General features: G+C 61.7%; 15 protein-coding genes. 9 read left to right on the plus strand and 6 right to left on the minus strand.

The annotated features are described in order from the left end of the window. Positions 1-134: 134 nt before the first annotated feature. The 4 genes from B5D32_RS02575 to B5D32_RS02590 all read left to right on the plus strand — a co-directional run bounded on the left by B5D32_RS02575 (position 135) and on the right by B5D32_RS02590 (position 5,869). On the plus strand, positions 135-2,450 hold the full coding sequence (locus B5D32_RS02575) for an LCP family protein (RefSeq protein WP_078783529.1): 2,316 nt from the start codon (positions 135-137) through the stop codon (positions 2,448-2,450). Positions 2,451-2,946: 496 nt separating this feature from the next. Continuing rightward, on the plus strand, positions 2,947-3,987 hold the full coding sequence (locus B5D32_RS02580; RefSeq protein ID WP_078783530.1) for an ABC transporter substrate-binding protein: 1,041 nt from the start codon (positions 2,947-2,949) through the stop codon (positions 3,985-3,987). Between the two features lie 165 nt (positions 3,988-4,152). After that, complete coding sequence (locus B5D32_RS02585; protein ID WP_078783531.1) at positions 4,153-5,070, plus strand: ABC transporter permease; 918 nt, start codon at positions 4,153-4,155, stop codon at positions 5,068-5,070. Continuing rightward, positions 5,063-5,869: an ABC transporter ATP-binding protein gene (locus tag B5D32_RS02590; protein WP_078783532.1), complete on the plus strand. Its 807-nt coding sequence runs from the start codon at positions 5,063-5,065 to the stop codon at positions 5,867-5,869. The genes B5D32_RS02585 and B5D32_RS02590 overlap by 8 nt, the downstream gene beginning before the upstream one ends. A 261-nt stretch (positions 5,870-6,130) precedes the next feature. On the opposite strand, the gene B5D32_RS02595 is transcribed toward B5D32_RS02590, so the two are convergent. Together B5D32_RS02595 and B5D32_RS02600 are read right to left on the minus strand one after the other, a co-directional pair. After that, positions 6,131-7,180 carry an aldose epimerase family protein gene (locus tag B5D32_RS02595; protein ID WP_078783533.1) on the minus strand — a complete coding sequence of 350 codons (1,050 nt, stop codon included), beginning with the start codon at positions 7,178-7,180 and terminating at the stop codon, positions 6,131-6,133. Between the two features lie 13 nt (positions 7,181-7,193). After that, positions 7,194-7,502 (minus strand): YerC/YecD family TrpR-related protein, encoded by a 309-nt coding sequence (locus B5D32_RS02600; RefSeq protein WP_078783534.1) that lies wholly within the window; start codon positions 7,500-7,502, stop codon positions 7,194-7,196. 298 nt (positions 7,503-7,800) lie between these two features. Between B5D32_RS02600 and B5D32_RS02605 the strand changes: the two genes are divergently transcribed. The 3 genes from B5D32_RS02605 (at position 7,801) to B5D32_RS02615 (ending at position 10,807) form a co-directional block, all read left to right on the plus strand. Continuing rightward, positions 7,801-8,187, plus strand: a complete 387-nt coding sequence (locus B5D32_RS02605; protein WP_078783535.1) for a DUF3592 domain-containing protein — start codon at positions 7,801-7,803, stop codon at positions 8,185-8,187. Between the two features lie 7 nt (positions 8,188-8,194). Further along, positions 8,195-9,559, plus strand: a complete 1,365-nt coding sequence (locus tag B5D32_RS02610) for a DNA recombination protein RmuC (protein WP_078783536.1) — start codon at positions 8,195-8,197, stop codon at positions 9,557-9,559. Between the two features lie 402 nt (positions 9,560-9,961). Continuing rightward, positions 9,962-10,807, plus strand: a complete 846-nt coding sequence (locus B5D32_RS02615) for a DegV family protein (RefSeq protein ID WP_078783537.1) — start codon at positions 9,962-9,964, stop codon at positions 10,805-10,807. A 77-nt stretch (positions 10,808-10,884) separates the two neighbouring features. Here B5D32_RS02615 and B5D32_RS14795 read toward each other — a convergent pair whose 3' ends face one another. The 4 genes from B5D32_RS14795 to B5D32_RS02630 form a co-directional block, all read right to left on the minus strand. After that, the gene (locus B5D32_RS14795; RefSeq protein ID WP_143402655.1) at positions 10,885-11,010 is read right to left on the minus strand and encodes an OadG-related small transporter subunit; all 126 of its coding nucleotides are present in this window, start codon (positions 11,008-11,010) and stop codon (positions 10,885-10,887) included. A 12-nt stretch (positions 11,011-11,022) separates the two neighbouring features. Further along, positions 11,023-12,162, minus strand: a complete 1,140-nt coding sequence (locus B5D32_RS02620; RefSeq protein WP_078783538.1) for a sodium ion-translocating decarboxylase subunit beta — start codon at positions 12,160-12,162, stop codon at positions 11,023-11,025. Positions 12,163-12,639: 477 nt separating this feature from the next. After that, entirely contained in the window at positions 12,640-14,490 is a 1,851-nt protein-coding gene (locus B5D32_RS02625) for a glycoside hydrolase family 13 protein (RefSeq protein WP_078783539.1), read from the minus strand. 221 nt (positions 14,491-14,711) lie between these two features. Next, a complete protein-coding gene (locus B5D32_RS02630; protein ID WP_078783540.1) occupies positions 14,712-17,141 on the minus strand; it encodes a glycogen/starch/alpha-glucan phosphorylase in 2,430 nt (809 codons plus the stop codon). 230 nt (positions 17,142-17,371) lie between these two features. Between B5D32_RS02630 and B5D32_RS02635 the strand changes: the two genes are divergently transcribed. Continuing rightward, positions 17,372-17,743: a cell division protein ZapA gene (locus tag B5D32_RS02635; RefSeq protein ID WP_227594285.1), complete on the plus strand. Its 372-nt coding sequence runs from the start codon at positions 17,372-17,374 to the stop codon at positions 17,741-17,743. Then, positions 17,740-19,815: a U32 family peptidase gene (locus B5D32_RS02640; RefSeq protein WP_078783542.1), complete on the plus strand. Its 2,076-nt coding sequence runs from the start codon at positions 17,740-17,742 to the stop codon at positions 19,813-19,815. Before B5D32_RS02635 ends, B5D32_RS02640 begins: the two co-directional genes overlap by 4 nt. Positions 19,816-19,964: the final 149 nt, after the last annotated feature.

The raw sequence follows: 19,964 nt of genomic DNA on the forward strand, positions 1-19,964 counted from the left end.
TTGGCCGCCCGCCGACCTTGCCGCGGCAGTTCTTTCCGGGAAAGCTGTGTACATGGCAAGCGGGCACGGGCGAGCAATGCTCGCCCCTACACAATAGGATTATAGGTAAGGCAACAACAGGGGAAAGTAAAAATATGAACGAACTGGAAACGAAAACTGAAAAAACAACCGATGGAACGCCAAAAAGGAACCCGTGGCGGCGCCTGCCCAAGGGCGGCAAAATCGCAGTCATTGTTGTCGGCATTCTGGCCGTGCTGGCTGTGCTGGCGGCCCTTTACGTCAACGGCAAGCTCGACCTGCTGCGCTATGATGACGGCAGCGTCAGCGAGATGGGTGAGATCGGCGCGGACGAGGACCAGGACCTGGACGGAACCGGCCTGACCCACACCGAAAGCGAGATGACAATGCCCGAGGGCAGCCCGTTCTCTGACGACAGCGTGCTGAACATCCTGCTCATCGGCACCGACGAGCGCACCGAGGCCGTCAACGACGCCGATGCCTTCACCCACCTGAACCAGCTCGACGGCACGGAGGACACCACCGAGTTCAGCGACGACGCGCGCTCCGACAGCATGATCCTGGTCTCGCTCGACATCAAGGATCACGTCATCCGGCTGGTCTCCATCGAGCGCGGCACCGGTGTGCCGATCCTGCTGGACGGCTATGAGGGCCAGTACGACTGGATCACCCACACTTTCCGCTACGGCGGCGCAAAGCTGACAATGAAAACCATCGAGGACTGCTTCAACGTGCAGGTAGACCACTACGTCCGCGTCAACTTCAACTCCTTCGTCCAGATCGTGGACGCCGTCGGCGGCGTAGACCTTGATATTACCGAGATGGAGGCCAAGGCCCTGAACTGGGAGGTCCCCTCCAACTCGATGCTGATCGTCAACCACGTTGACCCGGGCCCCAACCACTTTGACGGCTACACGGCGCTGCAATACGCCCGTCTGCGCAAGATCGACAACGACTGGAAGCGCGTCGAGCGCCAGCGCACCGTCATTAAGGCCGTGCTGGATCAGGTGCAGAACGCCAGCGTCATGGAGCTGGACAACCTGCTCAACACCATTCTGCCGCTGATCCAGACGAACTTTACCAAGTCCGAGATCGCCGCGCTGCTCGTGCAGCTGCCGGGCTTTTTGGGCTGCGATGTACAGCAGATGTCCTTGCCGCTGCAGGGCACCTACGGCATCCGCACGGGCATGGATGACCGCCTGATGTACGACCCCGACTGGGTCGTGAATATTAAGGCATTGCAGGACTTTTTGTACAATGATAAGACCGCCGAGGAGGTCATTGCCGCCACGCCGGAGACCGCCGCCGCCGAGGCCGCGGGCGAGCTGGTCATTGCGACCCGCGAGAGCGCCGACGTGACCAACCCCGTGGAGGAGTACAATAGTAAGTATCTGCACCGCATTGATATGACTTATGCGCTCGATGCGTCGGACTTCGGCAGCGACGAGTACCGCGTCTTTGTGGCCGACACCGACAACCTGCGCGGCAATGAGCTGCGCGGTGCGCTGATCGACAAGCTGTACAGCGCGGGCGTGCGGGTCGTGGCCGTGCCGGACGGCGCCGCCGCGGGCGTGCTGCTGGACAACTATCTGCAGACCGGCAATACCGGGAGCCTGGACAGCTACCTGTCCGTGCTGCCCGCCGACCGGCGCGACAGCGCCCGCACCCTGTGGGAGCACGTCCGCACGCGCTACCCCGGTGCTTTCCACGCCGCGGGTCTGGGGGCAGATGCCCGCAGTGCGACAGTGGGCAAAGCGCTGACCGTGCTGGCCAATGCGAGCCACAACACGCCCGAGACAGAGATCACCGAGGCTGTGCAGGTCATGCGCAGCGGCACGACCAGCAATGCCGTCTACTGGTTCAAGACGGCGATGGCCAAATATCCGCGCCAGATGGAGCGGTTCTTCGGCAGCAGTTACGCCGCCGTGTCCCGCCTGTACTACGCCATGCAGGGCACGCTGAACGTCGCGGACGACAGTGAGCTGCCGACCTACGACGCGAAGCAGCTGCTGAAAACCTATAAGAAGGACGGCATCCTGATCTTTACCGACGAGGCCGGCGCCCTGATGACCGAGGGCAGCATGGCGTCCGAGCTGCAGGCGCAGCTGGATAAGCAGAAATACGGCGAGGACGAGGACCCGCAGCGCGTCTGCGCCATTGGCGCAGTCTACGGCACCTGGAGCAACGCCGGCAGCTTCACGCCCGACGATACCGAGACCGCCTGGGACGCCGACAGCCTGACCGAAGCCTTAGGCAGCGACGCCCTGCGCGGAAAAGATATGCTGCTGGTGCTGGACGGCGAGGACAGCCCCTACCTGACGGAGAACTGCCTGCTGAAGGACACCGACACCCCCGTGGCCGAACAGGTGCAAAAACTGTTTGTGTTGGATAAAAACAACATGGCGTCGCCGGAATCCGCAGAATCTGAATAAAATTTGAAATTGGGTGTTGACAAACACGCCCGTGTGTGGTATAAATGCTTTAAACCAATGAAGCGAAAGTAAAGCACACAGCGCAGTTACAGAGAGTCCCCGATGCTGGGAAGGGGATACAGAGCGGGTCTGCATAATGGTTCGCGGAGGGCACGGGGAAACGGGCATGGCCCGCAGTATCCGTTGACGGGCAGCTCCCGTTACAGAGCAGGGGAATGTTGGTTCCCTACAGAGTGGCCGTGATAGTATAGTAAGCACGGCAAGCAAGGTGGCACCACAGATTTGTTTTATCTGCCCTTGCACAGGAGAAGTTCTGTGCAAGGGCAGTTTTGTTTTTAACAATGGGGGAGAGGGAACATGAACCTGATGAAAGAGCGATGGCAAGCCTGAATTTGTAAAACTGGATGGCCCGGAAACGCACCGGGCACTATAGGGGCAATGACCGCCCCTACAAACCTGACATTCACTACAATTTACAAAGTAAGGAGAATTTACCATGAAAAAGTTTGTTGCTGTTCTGTCCGCCGCCGCTATGATGACCAGCTTGGCCGCCTGTGGTTACACCGCCGATACCGCCAACACTGCCGCATCTTCCGCCGAGACCACCGCGTCCGCTGCTGAGAGCACCGCGGACACCGCCGCCGCTGACAGCTACAAGGTCGCCATTGTCCAGCAGCTCGACCACGCCAGCCTCGACGAGATCCGCGTGGCTATTGAAAAAGAGCTGGATGCCAAGGCCGCCGAGAAGGGCATCACGATCGAGTACAAGGACTTCAACGGCCAGAACGACGCCACAACGCTGAACCAGATCGGCACACAGGTCGTCGCCGACGGCTATGACGCCATCATTCCCATCGCGACGCTGGCCGCCCAGTGCATGACCACCGCCGCCGAGTCCACCAAGACCCCGGTCATCTACGCGGCCATCTCCGACCCCGCCGCCGCAGACCTGACCGACATTGACTATGTCACCGGCACGTCCGACGCGCTGAACACCCAGTCCATCATGGATATGATGTTCGCCGCTCAGCCCGACATCCAGACCGTCGGCCTGCTCTACTCCAACTCCGAGGCCAACTCCACGACCCCGATTGCCGAGGCCAAGGCGTATCTGGATGCCAAGGGCATTGCCTACGTCGAAAAGACCGGCAACACCAACGACGAGATCATGACCGCCGCGTCCAGCATGGTCGGCCAGGTCGATGCCGTCTTTACCCCGACGGACAACGTGGTCATGGCCGCTGCCGCCGCTGTCTCCGAGACGCTGACCAAGGGCGGCATCCCGTTCTACACCGGCGCGGACAGCTTCGTCACGGCAGGTGCGTTTGCAACCTGCGGCGTCAACTACACCGAGCTGGGCACCTACACCGCAGACATGGCGCTCGACATCCTCGAGACCGGCGTTGTCCCCGCGTACCACGTCATGGACGGCGGCATCATCACCGTCAACACCGAGACTGCCGCCGCCTTGGGCATCGACTACAGCGCCTTCAACGATCTGGCCGGCCAGGTCGTCGAGGTCACCACGGCGGAATAAAAAAATCCCGGCCCCCTCTGGGAGGGGGCTCCGCCCGCAGGCGGTGGGGGAGAGAGCCTGGCCATCACCCGAAATATTTCGGGCAGTGGCAAGGTTCTCTCCCCCTGTCCTGCGGACATCCCCCTCGCAGAGGGGGACAAGTTTAATCAGAGAGGAAGTCACCCTATGTTTACCGTTGCCACCGTGCTGAATGCACTGGAGCTGGGCTTTATCTACGCGCTGGTCGCTATGGCGCTGTTTTTGAGCTTCCGCGTGCTGAACATCGCCGATATGACCACCGACGGTGCGTTCACGCTGGGCTGCGCCGTGTCGGCCACCGCCGCCGTGGCGGGCCACCCGTTCCTGGGGCTGCCGCTGGCCATGCTGGCCGGTGCGGCGGCGGGCTTTATCACCGCGTTTTTGCAGACAAAGCTCGCTGTGCCGTCGATTCTGGCGGGCATCATCACCAACACGGGGCTGTACACGGTCAACCTTGCGGTCATGGGCTTCTCCTCCAACGTGCCCATGCTGAAAACCAAAACAGTCTTTACCGCTGCACAGAGCGTTTTTGGCGAGAGCGCACCCTATAAGCTCATCGTGGCGGCGCTTGTCACCGTTGTGGTCTGCGCGCTGCTCATCGCGTTCCTCGGCACCCGGATGGGCCTGTCCATCCGCGCTACCGGCGATAACCCGGACATGGTCCGTGCGTCGTCCATCAACACAGCCTTCACCATCACGGTGGGCCTCTGCATCGCCAACGCCATGACCGCGCTGTCCGGCGCGGTGCTGGCCCAGTACCAGCGCTCGGCGGACATCAACCTCGGCACCGGCATGGTCGTCATCGGCCTGGCCTCGCTCATCATCGGCGAGACGCTCTTTGGCCGCGGCGGTATGTGGGTCAAGGCTGTGGCCGCCGTCGCGGGCAGCGTCATCTACCGCTTCATTATTGCGCTGGCTCTGCGTGCCAACGTCCCGTCGGAGTGCCTGAAGCTGATCTCCGCCGTCATCGTCGCGCTGGCCATTGCAGCCCCGGCCCTCAAGGCCAAGGCAGATTTCCGCCGCCGCCGCGCCAACGCCCAGAAGGGAGGTGCCCGCCATGCTTGATCTGAAAAACATCGGCAAAACGTTCAATCCGGGCACTGTCAATGAGAAGGTCGCCCTCGAAAACGTGAACCTGCATCTGGACGACGGCGACTTTGCGACGATTGTCGGCTCCAACGGCGCGGGCAAGTCCACGCTGTTCAACGCCATTGCGGGCGAGTTCATCGCCGACACCGGCATGATCACGCTGGACGGCAGGGACATCACCTTCCTGCCGGACTTCAAGCGCTCCAAGGCGATTGGCCGCATGTTCCAGGACCCGCTGCGCGGCACGGCCCCGCACATGACGATTGAGGAAAATCTGGCGCTGGCCTTCCTGCGCGCGTCGGGGCACACCTCGGCGTTCTCCCGCATCAACAAAAAGGACCGGGAGCTGTTTGCCGAAAAGCTCTCCGCGCTGGGTCTGGGGCTTGAGGACCGCATGAAGCAGCCCGTGGGTCTGCTGTCCGGCGGCCAGCGCCAGGCGCTGACCCTGCTGATGGCGACCCTCGTCACGCCGAAGCTGCTGCTGCTTGACGAGCACACGGCGGCGCTGGACCCCGGCACGGCGGACAAGGTGCTGGAGCTGACAAAAAAAATCGTGGCCGAAAACCACCTGACCTGCCTGATGATCACCCACAACATGCACGATGCGCTGACCCTGGGCAACCGCACGCTGATGATGGACCACGGTCATATTGTGCTGGACATCAGCGGCGGGGAGCGCGCCCACACCACCGTGGACGGCCTGCTGGACCGCTTCGCAGAGAACGTCGGCCACGCGCTGGACAATGACCGGATCTTGCTGAGCAAAGAGAAGTAAAAAAGAACCGCCCCGCACGAAAAAACGTGCAGGGCGGTTCTTTTTACGGTTACGCGGTAGGGGCCGGGTATGCCCGGCCCGGCAGGATAAGGCGGGCGAGCGTCTGTGGGAAGGCCGCGGGCCGCACATGTGCGGCCCCTACGACGCTGCTTGCCGGTCCGTAGGGGCGGATTCCATATCCGCCCGCGGAGGGGTCAAGACCCCTCCCTACAAGGCAAGTGAAAAAGGGGTGCTGTAGGGGCGAACATCGTTCGCCCGTTTTCACATCTCCGCCAAATCAAACCGGTAGATCGTCGTCGAGCTGTACGGCTTGCCCGGCAGCAGCGTCGTGTCGGGGAAGTTCGGGTGGTTCGGCGCGTCGGGAAAGTCCTCCGTCTCAAAGCAGACGGCATCCCGGGCAGCGTAGTGTGCGCCGTCCTTGCCCGCCGTGACCGGGGCCAGGAAGTTGGCTGTGTACAGGTGGACGCCCGGCAGGGTCGTCAGTACCTCCATGCGGATGCCGGTCTCGGGGCCGACAGCCCAGGCGGCGTGGCGCAGACCACTGTCACGGATGACATAGCACTGATCGTAGCCGCAGCAATCGGTCAGCGGGGTGAAATCCGCGCCGATGTCCAGCCCCAGCGTCTTTTCTTCGGTAAAGTCCATCGGGGTGCCCTTGACCGGCAGCTTGCGCCCGGTGGGGATGCTGGCGGCGTCGGCCTCGAGGTAAAAATCGGCGTCCACCGTCACGCGATGGCCCAGCGCACTGCCGCTGGCGTGGCCGTTCAGGTTAAAATAGCTGTGGTTCGTCATATTGCAGACGGTAGGCGCGTCGGTGGTCGCCCCGTAGCGGATGACCAGCCCGCTCTTGGCCAGGCTGTACTGGATGGTCAGCTCAAAATTGCCGGGAAAGCCGTCTGTCCCGGCGGGGCTCGTGGCCGTCATCGTCACGCTGTCGGTCTCGCCGGGGGTCAGCGCCACGTCAAACATCGTGTGATTGAACCCGTGCAGGCCGCTGTGCAGACAGTTTCCGTTCTGGTTCGGCGTGATATGGACGATCTCCTCATACAGCGGGAACTGCGCACCCGCAATGCGGTTGGCAAAGCGGCCCACGGCGGCGCCCATGCTGTCGGTGTTCAGCTCATAGTCGGCGGCGGTGTCATAGCCCAGCACGACGTCCACGGGATTGCCTTTGCGGTCTTTTACGATGATGCGATGGATAATGGCGGCATAGCTCAGCAGCTGCACCTCGATAAAATCGTTTTTCAGCGTCGCCAGCTTAACGGTCTGGCCGCTGGTGGACTTGCCGAAATCCTGAATCGAAACGGACATGGTGGGACCCTCCTTATTCCTTTGTGTCGGCGGTGACGCCCTGTGCGGCCAGGTCCTCGCGCACGCTCTCGGCCACGCTGCCGGTGCCGTAGTTCAGCATACGGTTCACGCGGCTGACCGTGGCGCTGGATGCGCCGGTCTCGCGGCGGATCTCGCTGTAGACCTTGCCCTGCAAAAGGCACCCGGCCACAGCGTAGCGCTGCTCCATCGTGCGCAGCTCGGTCACGGCGCACAGGTCGTCAAAAAAGCGGATGCACTCATCCAGGCTGTTCAGTCGCAGGATCGCCTCATACAGGGCGGTGTTACGTTCATTCTGCTGCATAGCGTAAAGGCGCACAGCGGTGCGCCGACCTCTTTCTTTGTAAAATTTGCATTTGTTCGGTCTTGGCATCTTTTAATATTCTAGCAAATTTGCCCAAACAAGTCAATACACTAAAGTACGAAAGTGTGTTAAAACCGCTTGCATTTAACACCAAAATGTTGTATCATAGAAGCATCAAATGTAAGGGCAATACCGCATAGTTCTAAGTGCCGATACGGCGAGCGAGGTGCCGCAGCCGCCGGAGCGGTGCTTAAGCCGTAAGGCGGGAATTATGCGGTGTTGCCTTAGGGAGACTGCTATGCCGACAACATTACTGATTGTGTATCGCGTGCTGGGCACCGTGCTTTTTGCACTGGCCGCAGCCGCCATTGTGGAAAAATACCGCACGGTCCGCGGGGCCGCGCTGCTGCCCGCCCGCGTGTTGGAATGCCGCCGTGCGTCATCCACCAGCAACAGCCGGGGTGCGGGCGGCTACCGCTATCTGGTGGAGCTGTACGCCAACGGTCGGCGGCTGGAGCTGGAGACGAACGACGCCTTCTGGTTCAGGCACGACAAGGACAAGGGGAAGGTGCTGCAGGTCTGGTACAACCCCAACGCCCGCTGTGTGGAGCGCAAAAGCTGGGAGACGGAATTTTTTGCGGCGGTGCTGGCCGTGATCGGCGCGGCGCTGCTGCTGATCCGGTGAGGTGCCTATGAGCTGGATTTTGTATGTGCTGCTGGTGCTGGCCGTGGCGGGGGACATCCTGCTGGCCGTGGTGCTGGCAAAGGTAATGCACAAAAACGACGAACCACAGCAGAAAATTGATACGGCGGATGACTTTGTCCGCGCGGTGACGCCGGTTTTGCAGAGCGAGACCGACCTGCTGGCCGAGCAGCTGCGCGCCATGCAGGGTGAGAGCGCCCGCACAACGACGGCGACGCTGCGGGATTTTTCTGCCGTTCTGGCCGAGAACCAGCGCCAGAACGCCGCCGCCAGCACGGCGCGGCTGGAATCCATTGACCGAGCCGGGGCCGCCCGCCAGAAGGCCGCGAACGATGCCCTGCTGGCCCAGCTGACGATGATGGAAACGCGGCTGAAAAATCTTGAGGACTCCAATGCGACCCGGATGGACAGTGTGCGCGGCGCGCTGGTGCAGGGTCTGAACACGATCCGCGCCGACAACAACAAAAAGCTGGATGAGATCCGCGGCACAGTCGAGGAAAAATTGCAGGACACACTGCAGCAGCGCATCAACGACTCGTTCAAGACGGTCAGTGCCCAGCTTGAGCAGGTCTACAAGGGTCTGGGTGAGATGCAGAATCTGGCCGCCGACGTGGGCAGCTTAAAGCAGGTGCTGTCCGGCGTCAAGACCCGCGGCATCCTGGGCGAGGTGCAGCTCGGCGCGATTTTGGAGCAGATCCTGGCCCCCGGCCAGTACGCCTGCAACGTCGCCACCGTGCCCGGCAGCACGAACCGCGTGGAGTACGCCATCAAGATGCCGGGGCAGAACGGCACGGTCTGGCTGCCCATCGACGCGAAATTCCCGGGCGATACCTACGCGCATTTGCAGGCGGCGCAGGAGCGCGGCGATGCTGCCGCTGTGGCCGCCATGCGCAAGGCGCTGAACAATGTCCTGCGCGCCGAGGCCAGGGACATCCACGACAAGTACATTGAGGTGCCCTACACGACGAGCTTCGGCATCCTGTTCCTGCCGTTTGAGGGGCTGTACGCCGAGGTGGTTTCCAGCGGTGTAACGGAGCTTTTGCAGCGGGATTACCAGATCACGGTGGCCGGGCCGTCCACAATGGCGGCGCTGCTCAACGCCCTGCAGATGGGCTTCCGCACGCTGGCCATCCAGAAGCGCAGCGGCGAGGTCTGGACGATCTTGGGTGCGGTCAAGACCGAGTTTGAAAAGTTCGGCGCGGGTCTGCAGCAGATGCAGCGCCACCTGAACCAGACCGGCTCCGATCTGGAGGAGCTGATCGGCCCCCGCAGCCGCGCCATCACCCGTAAGCTCGAATCCGTCCAGCAGCTTGACCCGGATACGGCCACAGAGCTATTGGGCATTGAGGAGTAGGGGGGAGCCTCCCTGCCGGGCCGTGTGCGGGTTATTGCATTGCTAAAAGTTTATAGAGCAGTAGGGGCGGCATATATGCCGCCCGCCACCTTGCGCCGCCCTCTGCCCTTATTTATAGCTTCTTCCAAAATCACATCTTCCGTAGGGGCGGATTCCATATCCGCCCGCCGCTTTCCCACAAATGGTCATTTGCTATACACGGCAGGGCCGGGCATGCCCGGCCCCTACAGTGTGGTTGTTTGCTTTCCACGCTGTCATTTTTGCCAGAATCCGCCCCCGCAAGGGGGCTTTTTCTATGCCCTTATCCACTTTACAGCGCGGAAAAACTGTGGTATACTAAACAAGTTATTGAACAGTCAACAACATGCGGCGCTGCCGCACGCCCATAAAGGAGTTACTGCCATGATCCGTATTGTTACCGATTCCGCCGCCGATCTGACTGCGGAGCAGCTGTCCGTCCCCGGCATCTTTGTTGTGCCGCTGTCTGTCACCTTTGCAGACGGCACCACCCAGCTCGATGACGGCACGATGACGAAGGATGAATTTTTCGTCCGCCTGGCAGAGGACAGCAAGCTGCCCCGCACCAGCCAGCCCAGCCCGGCCAGCTTTATGCAGGTGTATGAGGATGCCGCCGCAGCGGGGGATGAGGTCCTTGTGATCACCATCGGCCAGAAGTTGTCCGGCACCTACCAGTGCGCGCATCTGGCCGCCGCCGATGTCGGTCTGCAGGTGCATATCGTGGACTCTGAGGCGGCCTCGCAGGCTGAGGCGCTGCTTGTCCGTGAGGCGGTGCGCCTGCGCGATGAGGAGGGCCTGACGGCGGAGGAAATCGCCGCCGTGCTGGAGCAGTTCAAAAAGCGGGTGCGTATCGTCGCCGTAGTGGACAGCCTCAAGCATCTGCAGAAGGGCGGACGACTGCCCGCCGCCGTTGCCATTGTGGGCGGTGCGCTCGGCATCAAGCCGGTGCTGGCCCTGAAGGACGGCGAGATCAAGCTGGTGGACAAGGGCCGTGGACGCCCCGGCGCGCTCGTCGCCATGTTCAAGCAGCTGGACGCGCTCGGCGGTATTGACCCGCGCTACGGCTATACGCTGCTCTACAGCGATAATAAGCAGCTTATTGCACCGGTACACCACTACATGCACCAGAATCTCCAGCTGACCGGCGGCCGGGTGGCCCAGCTTGGCCCCACCATCGGCACCCATGTCGGTCCCGGCGTGGTCGGCGTGGTGTTTGTGGCGAAGGAGTAAACCTGTAAAATATAAAAAAGCAGGGGCGAGCAATGCCCGCCCCTGTAAGTTGAGCTTCTCCATTCGGAGAAGCTTTTTTATTTTCCACTGAAAAACTTATTCAGTGCATACACCCCCAGCACGAGGACGCCGAGGACGAGAAAGATGCCGGCCATACCGGCGCAGAGCATCGAGAGGGTGACGGGAAGAAGTGCGGTTGACATGGGTTGACCTCCTTATACGCAGCTGCTCATAAGGGTCAGGATCAGGCCGCCGGCAATGACCGACGCGATCTGGCCCGAGACGTTGACACTGATCGAGTACATCAGCAGGAAATTCTGGTTGTCCTCAGCCAGGCCCATCTGGTTGACGACGCGCCCGCTCATCGGGAACGCAGAAATGCCTGCCGCGCCGATCATCGGGTTGATTTTTTTGCCCTCGGGCAGGAACAAATTCAACAGCTTGGCGAAGAAAACGCCGCCGGCGGTGTCAAAAATAAACGCGACCAGACCCAGCGCCAGGATCAGCAGTGTGTCGGGCCGGACGAATTTGTCGGCGGTCATCTGGCCCGCCACGGTCAGGCCCAGCACAATCGTGATAAGGTTCGCCAGTACGTTCTGCGCGGTCTCTGACAGGGCGTTCAGCACGCCGCACTCGCGCAGCAGGTTGCCGAACATGAGGAAACCGACCAGCGCTACACTGGCGGGCGCGACAAGCCCGGCCAGCATAGTGACCACAATCGGGAACAAAATTTTGGTGGTTTTGCTGACGCTGCCCTTCTGGTACGGCATCCGAATCAGCCGCTCTTTTTTGGTCGTGCACAGGCGGATGACCGGCGGCTGCACGATGGGCACAAGCGCCATGTAGCTGTACGCCGCGACCATGATGGCACCCAGGTATTTGCTGCCCAGGGTGTTCGCCACGAAGATAGCCGTCGGGCCGTCCGCCGCGCCGATGACCGCGATGGACGCCGCGTCGGGCAGGTCAAAGAACAGCCCCGCCAGCACGAGTGTGACAAAAATGCCGAACTGCGCCGCCGCACCGAACAGCATGAGCCACGGCTTTTCCAGCAGCGGGCCGAAGTCGATCATGGCGCCGATGCCGATGAAAAGCAGCAGCGGGAACAGCTCATTAGACATACCGGCGTCAAAAAGTGCGCTGATGGGGCCGACGGTAGTCCCCTGCGTGATGGCCCCGGACAGCGGCAGATTGACAAGGATCGCGCCGAAGCCCATAGGCAGCAAGAGACTCGGCTCCATCTTTTTGGCGATGGCCAGGTAAATCAGCAGGCCGCCGATGACCCACATGACCACCATCTGCCATGTGAGATTGCCGAAGTTGGCGAACAACCCGGCGAAGGTTTGCAGAAATTGCATGTATGATACCTCCCGTTTGTGGGCGGCAGGGTACAAAAAAAGACCCCTGCCGCAGAAAAGTCTGCGGCAAAAGTCTCAGTGTTCACAGTATGCCCCGGGGCGGCAGGCCACCCGTGGTGACGAAGCGATACGGCGCGCGGCAGGGGCGCGTCCCTTACTCCCTTTTACCTTGAGGGTATTATAACGCGGAAAAGGGGATTTTGCAAGAGAAATTTTGGAGGGATGCGGGGTGAGGGAGACGGGAGGGATGAATCCCTCCCCTGCAAGCAGCCAGAAGGTTTGCGGCAAATTTGTAGGGGGCGGCGTCCCCGACACCCCGCGGAGGGGTCAAGACCCCTCCCTACGATGCGGGGGTGAAAAGGGGTGTAAAGCGGAAAAGGGCGTTGGCGTAAGGCTGCGGGCCGGGCATGCCCGGCCCCTACAGACTGCTATAAATGGGTGTGGCCGAGAGGGGCAAGGGAGGCACCCGTCCCCGGATTAGTAGACCGAAAAATACCCCACATGCTCCGGGTGGTTGTCCTCGACCAGCACGGTGAAGCCGCCGGGGTTGACCTCGGTGTTCTTGCCGAAGGCTTCCTCGGCAATCAGATGCGGGCCGCGGTTCAGGATGATCTCCGCCGTCTGGACAATGCCGACGCGGCGGTAGTGGAGAATATCCCCCTCGGCGCGGACGATCTCGAGCCGCCCGCCGTCAAAGGCGTCGCAGCTGCGGCGCAGGGCGGCCAGCGTCTTGATCGGGCCGCGCAGCCGCTGCTCGGTGGAGTTCCAGTCAAAGAACGCACGGTTGAACGGGTCGCGGTAGCCCTGCATGGCGATCTCGTCGCCGTAGTAGACGCAGGGCACGCCGGGCAGCGTGAAGATCATCGCGTAGCCCAGCAGTTCCCTGCGGATGGCTTCGTCCATCTGGCCGGAGGGAATGACCCGCTTGCTCTGCCAGTAGCGGTCCCGGTTATTGCAGGGCTCGCCCGCAATCGCTGTGATGGCGCGCTCGGTGTCGTGGGTAGACAGGAAATTCATCGCACAGTTCAGCGCCGGGGCAGGGTAGTGCTCGCAGATCTGCATCAGAGCGTCGGCCACGGCGGTGACGTCCGCGCCGTGCAGGTAATCCAGCGTGGCGCTGCGGAACGGGTAGTTCATCACGGCGTCCAGACCGTGCCCGCGCAGGTAGGTGCGGCGGCGGCCAAAGGCCTCCTTCGTCGTCGCATCTTCCCACACTTCGCCCAGCAGCAGCTTGTCCTCGCCGTGGGATTTGACGGCAGCGCGAATTTTTTCAATAAAATCGTCGGGCAGCTCGTCGGCTACGTCCAGCCGGAAGCCGGACGCGCCCAGATTCAGCCAAGTGTCGATGACGCCGCCCTTGCCGCAGATAAATTCCACGTAGGAGGGGGATTCCTCCTGTACCTCGGGCAGCGTCTCAAAGCCCCACCAGCTGCGGTAGCCGCAGGGATAGCCCGAGTCAAAGTCGTACCAGCTGCGGTAGGGAGAGCTGCGGTCCCGGTACGCGCCGCCCGGGCCGTATCGACCCTCGCGGTTGAAGTAGCGGGAATCCGACCCCGTGTGGCTGAACACGCCGTCCAGGATGATGCGGATGCCCTCTTTGGCGGCAGCGGCGCACAGGGCGCTGAACTCCTCGTTCGTGCCCAGCAGCGGGTCGGCCTTGAGGTAGTCCGCCGTGTTGTAGCGGTGGTTGGCGTGGGCCTCAAAAATCGGGTTCAGGTAGATGCAGGTCACACCTAAATCGCGCAGGTACGGCAGCTTTTGTTGGATTCCCGCGAAGTCGCCGCCGTAATAGTCCATGTTCAGGTAGCCCTCGCTCTGCTCGGTGGGCCAGAAATACGGCTCGCCGGTCTTGTCGGTGCGGTAGATGCGGTCTGCAAACGGCATCGCTTTGTCAGGCTTTCCCTCGCAGAATCGGTCCGGGAAAATCTGATACATCGTGCCGTTTTTCAGCCAGTCGGGCGTCTTGAAGTCCGGCTCGTAGACCGTCAGCTGCCAGTCCTGACCGTCAGTCCAGCTGAGCACACCCTCACCGCCCGGCGTGCGGTAGATGCGGCGGAAGTCGGTGTAGAGGTCAAAGTGATAAAAGTACAGCCCCGAGGTCGTTGGCGTGACGGTCAGCGCGAAGTGGTTGACCTTGGGTGTCTGGCCCGTGAACTCCATGCGGTAGTGGACGGGGTCCTCGCGGTCTTTCGTCAGCACCAGATGCGGGTCAACGTAGCCGAGGTCCTCCGGCACGGTCAGATTGAAGGTCACAGGCTGACCGGCCTTCACCGCCCCGAACGGGGATTTGCAGGTGAGGTCGAGGCTGTTGTAGAATGTGTGGGACATGGATGTCTCCCCTTTACGTTAGCGTAAAGCCTTCTCCCCTGGGGGAGAAGGTGGTCCGGAGGGCCGGATGAGGGGAGAGCCTGCCGCTATGGCCCGGCAAAAGGGCGGCAGGGCAGACTTGGCCCTCATCAGTCACCTTCGGTGACAGCTTCCCACGATGGGGAAGCCTGCACAAAAAAGCCGTGCCCCGGACAGGGCACGGCAAAAATCAGATAACCAGATTATTTGACGGGAGTAGCGCCCCAGATGTCACGCGCATAGTCCATGATGGAACGGTCTGCGCTGAAGATGCCTGCGTTGGAGATGTTCTTCAGGCTCATGTGGTTCCACTTCTGCTTGTCGCGGTACAGCTCCTGCAGGTCGTGCTGGGCACGGCGGTAGTCCTTGAAGTCCGCCATGACCATGTACGGGTCGGAGTTGCGCAGGTTGCTGGTGACCTCGTTGAAGTTCTCGCCGTTCCAGCCCTTCTCCAGGAAGTCCAGAACTGCCATCGCGGTGTTGTCGCCGTTGATGAAGGCGTTCGGGTGGTAGCCCATGCCCTTCAGCGCGTTGACCTCGGGGGTCAGCATACCGAAGATGATCTCGTTCTCGTGGCCGGCAGCGTCGGCGATCTCAACGTTCGCGCCGTCCAGCGTGCCCAGCGTGATCGCGCCGTTCAGCATGAACTTCATGTTGCCGGTGCCGGAGGCCTCGGTGCCGGCCAGAGAGATCTGCTCAGAGACCTCGGAGGCGGGCATCAGGCGCTCGGACAGGCTGACGCAGTAGTCCTCGAGGTAGACGATGCGCAGCTTGCCGCGGACGGCGGGATCCTCGTCGATCAGCTTGCCCAGCTTGCAGATCATGCGGATCATCTGCTTGGCCATGTAGTAGCCGGGGGCGGCCTTCGCGCCGAAGATGTAGGTCTTGGGGGTGAACTCGGCGTTGGGGTTGTTCTTCAGGTACAGGTACTCGGCAGCGATGTTCAGCGCGTTCAGGTGCTGGCGCTTGTACTCGTGCATACGCTTGACCTGGCAGTCAAAGATAGAATCAGGGTCAATGACCTGGCCGGTGGCCTTCTGCAGGTAGTTGGCAAAGTCGGCCTTGTTCTCACGCTTGACCTTGGCGGCGGCAGCCTGCACGGTCTTGTCGTCCACGAACTTCTCCAGCTTCTTCAGCTCGGAGGCGTCGGTCTTGAAGCCGTCACCGATGGTCTCCTCCAGCAGATGGGTCAGGCCCGGGTTGGAGCAGAGCAGCCAGCGGCGGTAGGCAATGCCGTTCGTGACGTTCTTGAATGCCTGCGGCTTGTACAGGAAGTAATCATGGAAAACGCTGTCCTTGATGATCTCACTGTGCAGCTTGGAAACGCCGTTGATGGCGTGGCAGGTGTAGGCGCAGATGTTGGCGGTGCGGACCTGGTTGTCGCCGATGATCGCCATATAGTCGATCTTGCCCTGGTCGCCGGGGAAGGCCTTGGCCAGGTCGGCGCGGCAGCGGCGGTCCATCTCGCAGACGATCTGCCAGATGCGGGGCAGGGTGTTGCGGAAGATGTCCGCGTTCCACTTCTCCAGTGCCTCGCTCATGACGGTGTGGTTGGTGTAGGCAAAGACCTTGCGGCAGATGTCGAAGGCAGCGTCCCACTCGTAGCTGCACTCATCCAGCAGGATGCGCATCATCTCGGGGATGGCGACGGTGGGGTGGGTATCGTTCAGCTGGATGGCGACCTTGTCGGCCAGGTTGTCCAGCGTGCCGTACTGGTTCAGGTGGTTCTGCAGGATGTCTGCGATGGACGCGGCAGAGAAGAAGTACTGCTGGCGCAGGCGCAGGATCTTGCCCTCGGTATGGTTGTCGTTGGGGTAGAGGATCTTGGAGATCAGCTCGGCAGAGGCAGACTGGCTGATAGCCGTGTTGTAGTTGCCGGCGTTGAAGCTGCTCATATCAAAGCTGGGGGCCTTAGCCTGCCACAGACGCAGCTTGGAAACACCGTTGGAGCCGTAACCGGCAACATACATATCGTTGGGCACGGCGATAACGGAGTTGTAGTTCTCATACTTGACGTGATGGAAGCCGCCCTCCCAGGTCTCGATGGCCTGGCCGTCAAAGCGGATCTCCTGGGCCTGGTCGGGATGGCTCTTGATCCAGACCTGACCGCCGGGCAGCCAGTTGTCAGCAGTCTCCTGCTGCCAGCCGTCCACGATCTTCTGCTTGAAGATGCCGTACTCGTACAGGATGGAGTAGCCGGTGCCGGGGATGCCGTCGGTGGCCATGCCGTCCAGATAGCAGGCGGCCAGGCGGCCCAGACCGCCGTTGCCCAGGCCCGCATCGGGCTCCTGCTCATAGATGGTGTCGATCTTGACGTCGGCATCAGCCAGCACGCTCTCGGCAACCTCGTTCAGGCCAAGGTTGAACAGGCTCGTGCGCAGGCTGCGGCCCATGAGGAACTCCATGCAGAGGTAGTAGACCTGCTTCTTGCCCTCGCCCAGAACCTTGGACTGGAACTGCTTCTGGCGGTCAGACATGATCTGGCGGGTGATCATGGCCAGGCAGCGGTAGATCTGATCGGCGGAGGCGGCGTCGATGGTGACGTTGCACTCACTCATCAGCTTGTCCTTGAGCAGCTTCTCAAATTCACGCTTTGTGTATTTCAAAATCGTTCTCTCCTTCTTTGCAGTCATGAGAATTCATGATTTTTGCGCTCTTTTCGGTGCTTTCAATAAACCACACTCTAGATTATAACGATATTTAGCGGATTGCGCAAGTCGAAATTGCCTGTTTGCAGGTTTTTTATACAATTCCGTCAAAAAGGGCTTTTGCAAATCGGTAATTTGTACTATAATAGATGTAAGATTCTGCGCCCCACTGTAAATAAAGGCGTGCAGAGACCGGAAGGAGTATGATTATGGGTATGGCTACCTCAAAAGTGCGGCTGAACATCTGCGGTTCCAGCTATGTAGTCAACACGAGTGAGAGCGAGGATTACATGAAGAACCTCGCGGACCGACTGAACCTGGACATGAACGAGCTGATGGCGTCCTCGAACTCGGTCTCCATCACGACGGCGGCAGTCATGACCGCGCTGAACTATCGTGATGAGCTGGAAAAGGCCAGCGGCAGCGCCGACAATATGCGCCGCCAGATCAAGGACTACCTCGAGGATGCGGCCAGCGCCAAGATGGCTGCCGAGGAGGCCCGCCGTGAGAATGCGTCGCTCAAACGCCGTGTGGATGAGCTGGAGCGCCGCCTGCGCCGCAATCAGTTCCCGGCGGAGGACGAATGAGCCGCCCCGAGATTTTAGCCCCGGCGGGCAACCGCGAGATGCTTGGCGCCGCTGTTTTCAGCGGCGCTGATGCTGTTTATCTGGGGCTGACGGGCTTTAACGCGCGCCGCACGGCGGGCAACTTTACCCCCGACGAGCTGCGGGAGGCCGTGGCGTTCTGCCATGCCCGCGGCGTCAAGGTGCATGTGACGCTGAATACGCTGGTCTATGACCGGGAGTTGTCCGGCCTGGCCGACGCCGTGCGCGCCGTGGCTGCAGCCGGGGCGGATGCCGTCATTGCGGACGACCTGGCGACGGCGCAGCTGGTCAAAAGTATTGCACCGACGCTGCACCTGCACGGCTCGACCCAGATGAGCGTCCACACGCCCGAGGGCGCTAAGGAGCTTGCCGCGCTGGGCTATGACCGCGTCATTCTGGCGCGTGAGCTGTCGCTGGAGGAGATTCGTGCCGTCTGCGAGGCCAGCCCCATCGAGGTCGAGGTCTTTGTCCACGGCGCGCTCTGCATGAGCGTGTCCGGCCAGTGCATGATGAGCGCGTTCCTCGGCGGGCGCAGCGGCAACCGCGGTGCCTGTGCGGGTCCCTGCCGTCTGCCGTTTGACGCAAGTGCCGGTCTAAAACCCGGCCAGCCGGGCCGTGCCTGCCATTTGAGCTTAAAGGACATGGACTACATCCCGCACCTGCGGGAGCTGATGGACGCGGGTGTCGCCAGCGTGAAGATCGAGGGCCGCCTGCGCACGCCCGAGTACGCGGCGGCAGTCGTCACAGCCTGCCGCGCGGTCTGCGCGGGCCAGCCCTACGACGAAAAGCTCGTGCGGGACATCTTCTCGCGCTCGGGCTTCACCGACGGCTACCTGACGAACCGCAACGACGGCAAGATGTTCGGCGTGCGCACCGAGGCCGACGCCGCGGCGACCCGCGCCGCCACGCCCAAGGCACGCGAGCTGTTCCGCCGCGAGCTGCAGCGCGTGCCCGTACACTATGAATTGAGCGGCGGCGTAGAGGACGGCGGCGTCAAGCTGACCGCCCGCGACGACGACGGCCACAGGGTCAGCGTCTACAGCGCCGACGAGCCGCAGCCTGCCCAGAAGGACCCACTGCCCGGCATTGAGCGCGCCCTCGGCAAGACCGGCGGCACGCCGTTTGTCATGGACGGCCTTGCCGCCGCGCCGGGGGAGGGGGGCTTCGGCTTCCTGCCCGGCGCCGCCTGGAACGAGCTGCGCCGCGAGGCGCTGGACAAGCTGCTGGAAAAGCGCAGCGAGGTTACGCCCCACGCCGTACAGGCGTTTGAAATGCCGACCTATCCCGCCCATACCGTGGGGCAGCTGCCCGCGCTGGCCGCCCGCTTTGCCAATGCGGCCCAGTGCCCGGCGGAGGCGGCGGAGAAGCTGCAATACCTGATTTTCCCGATCACCGAAGCCGAGAGCATTCCTGAGGCATGGCGGGGGAAAACGCTGCTGGAGCTGCCGCGGGTCATGTTCGGCAGACTCGAGCAAAAGACCGCCGCGCGGCTGGACGCCCTGCAGGACGCGGGTTTTGCCGGGGCGGTGGTCAACAACCCCGCACAGCTGCGCTATACCGACGGCTGGACGCTGTACGGCGGCCTGGGCCTGAACGTCACGAACCCGATGAGCGCCGCGCGGTATGCGTCCCTGGGGGTGCAGGGCATGCTTTTGCAGCCCGAGACCGCGCTGACGGCCATGCAGGCCGTGGCCCCCGGCGTGCCCACGGCGGCGCTCTGCTACGGCCATCTGCCGCTGATGCTGACCCGCGCCTGCCCCCTGCGCAATGTGCGCGACTGCGGCAAATGTCCGGGCGGCGGCACGCTGCGGGACCGCAAGGGCCGCGACTTCACCGTGACCTGCTCGGCCCCCGGCGGGGCGGGCGTGCGCACAGTGTTCAACCCGGTGCCGCTCTACATGGGTGAGCGCCTGCGTGAGCTGCCCGTGGACGTGGCGGTAGCGGCCTTCACGACAGAGACCCCCGCCCGCGTATCCCAGATTTTGGACCTGCTTTTCAACGCCCAACCGTTTGACAGCGAGTTTACGCGTGGGTTATACTATACGAATAACTAACACCGCAGGCTGACCCGAAAAAGGGCGGCTTGCAAATAAAAAATAAGAAATAATAAATAATAAAGAATGTGGAGTTTGCGCCACGGCGCAAACAAATTTTTTGAGCGGAGCGCGGCGACGCGGTCCACCGCATTTATTATTTATTATTT

Origin of the sequence: Gemmiger formicilis (genome assembly GCF_900167555.1) — a bacterium.
GTDB classification, from domain to species: domain Bacteria; phylum Bacillota; class Clostridia; order Oscillospirales; family Ruminococcaceae; genus Gemmiger; species Gemmiger formicilis.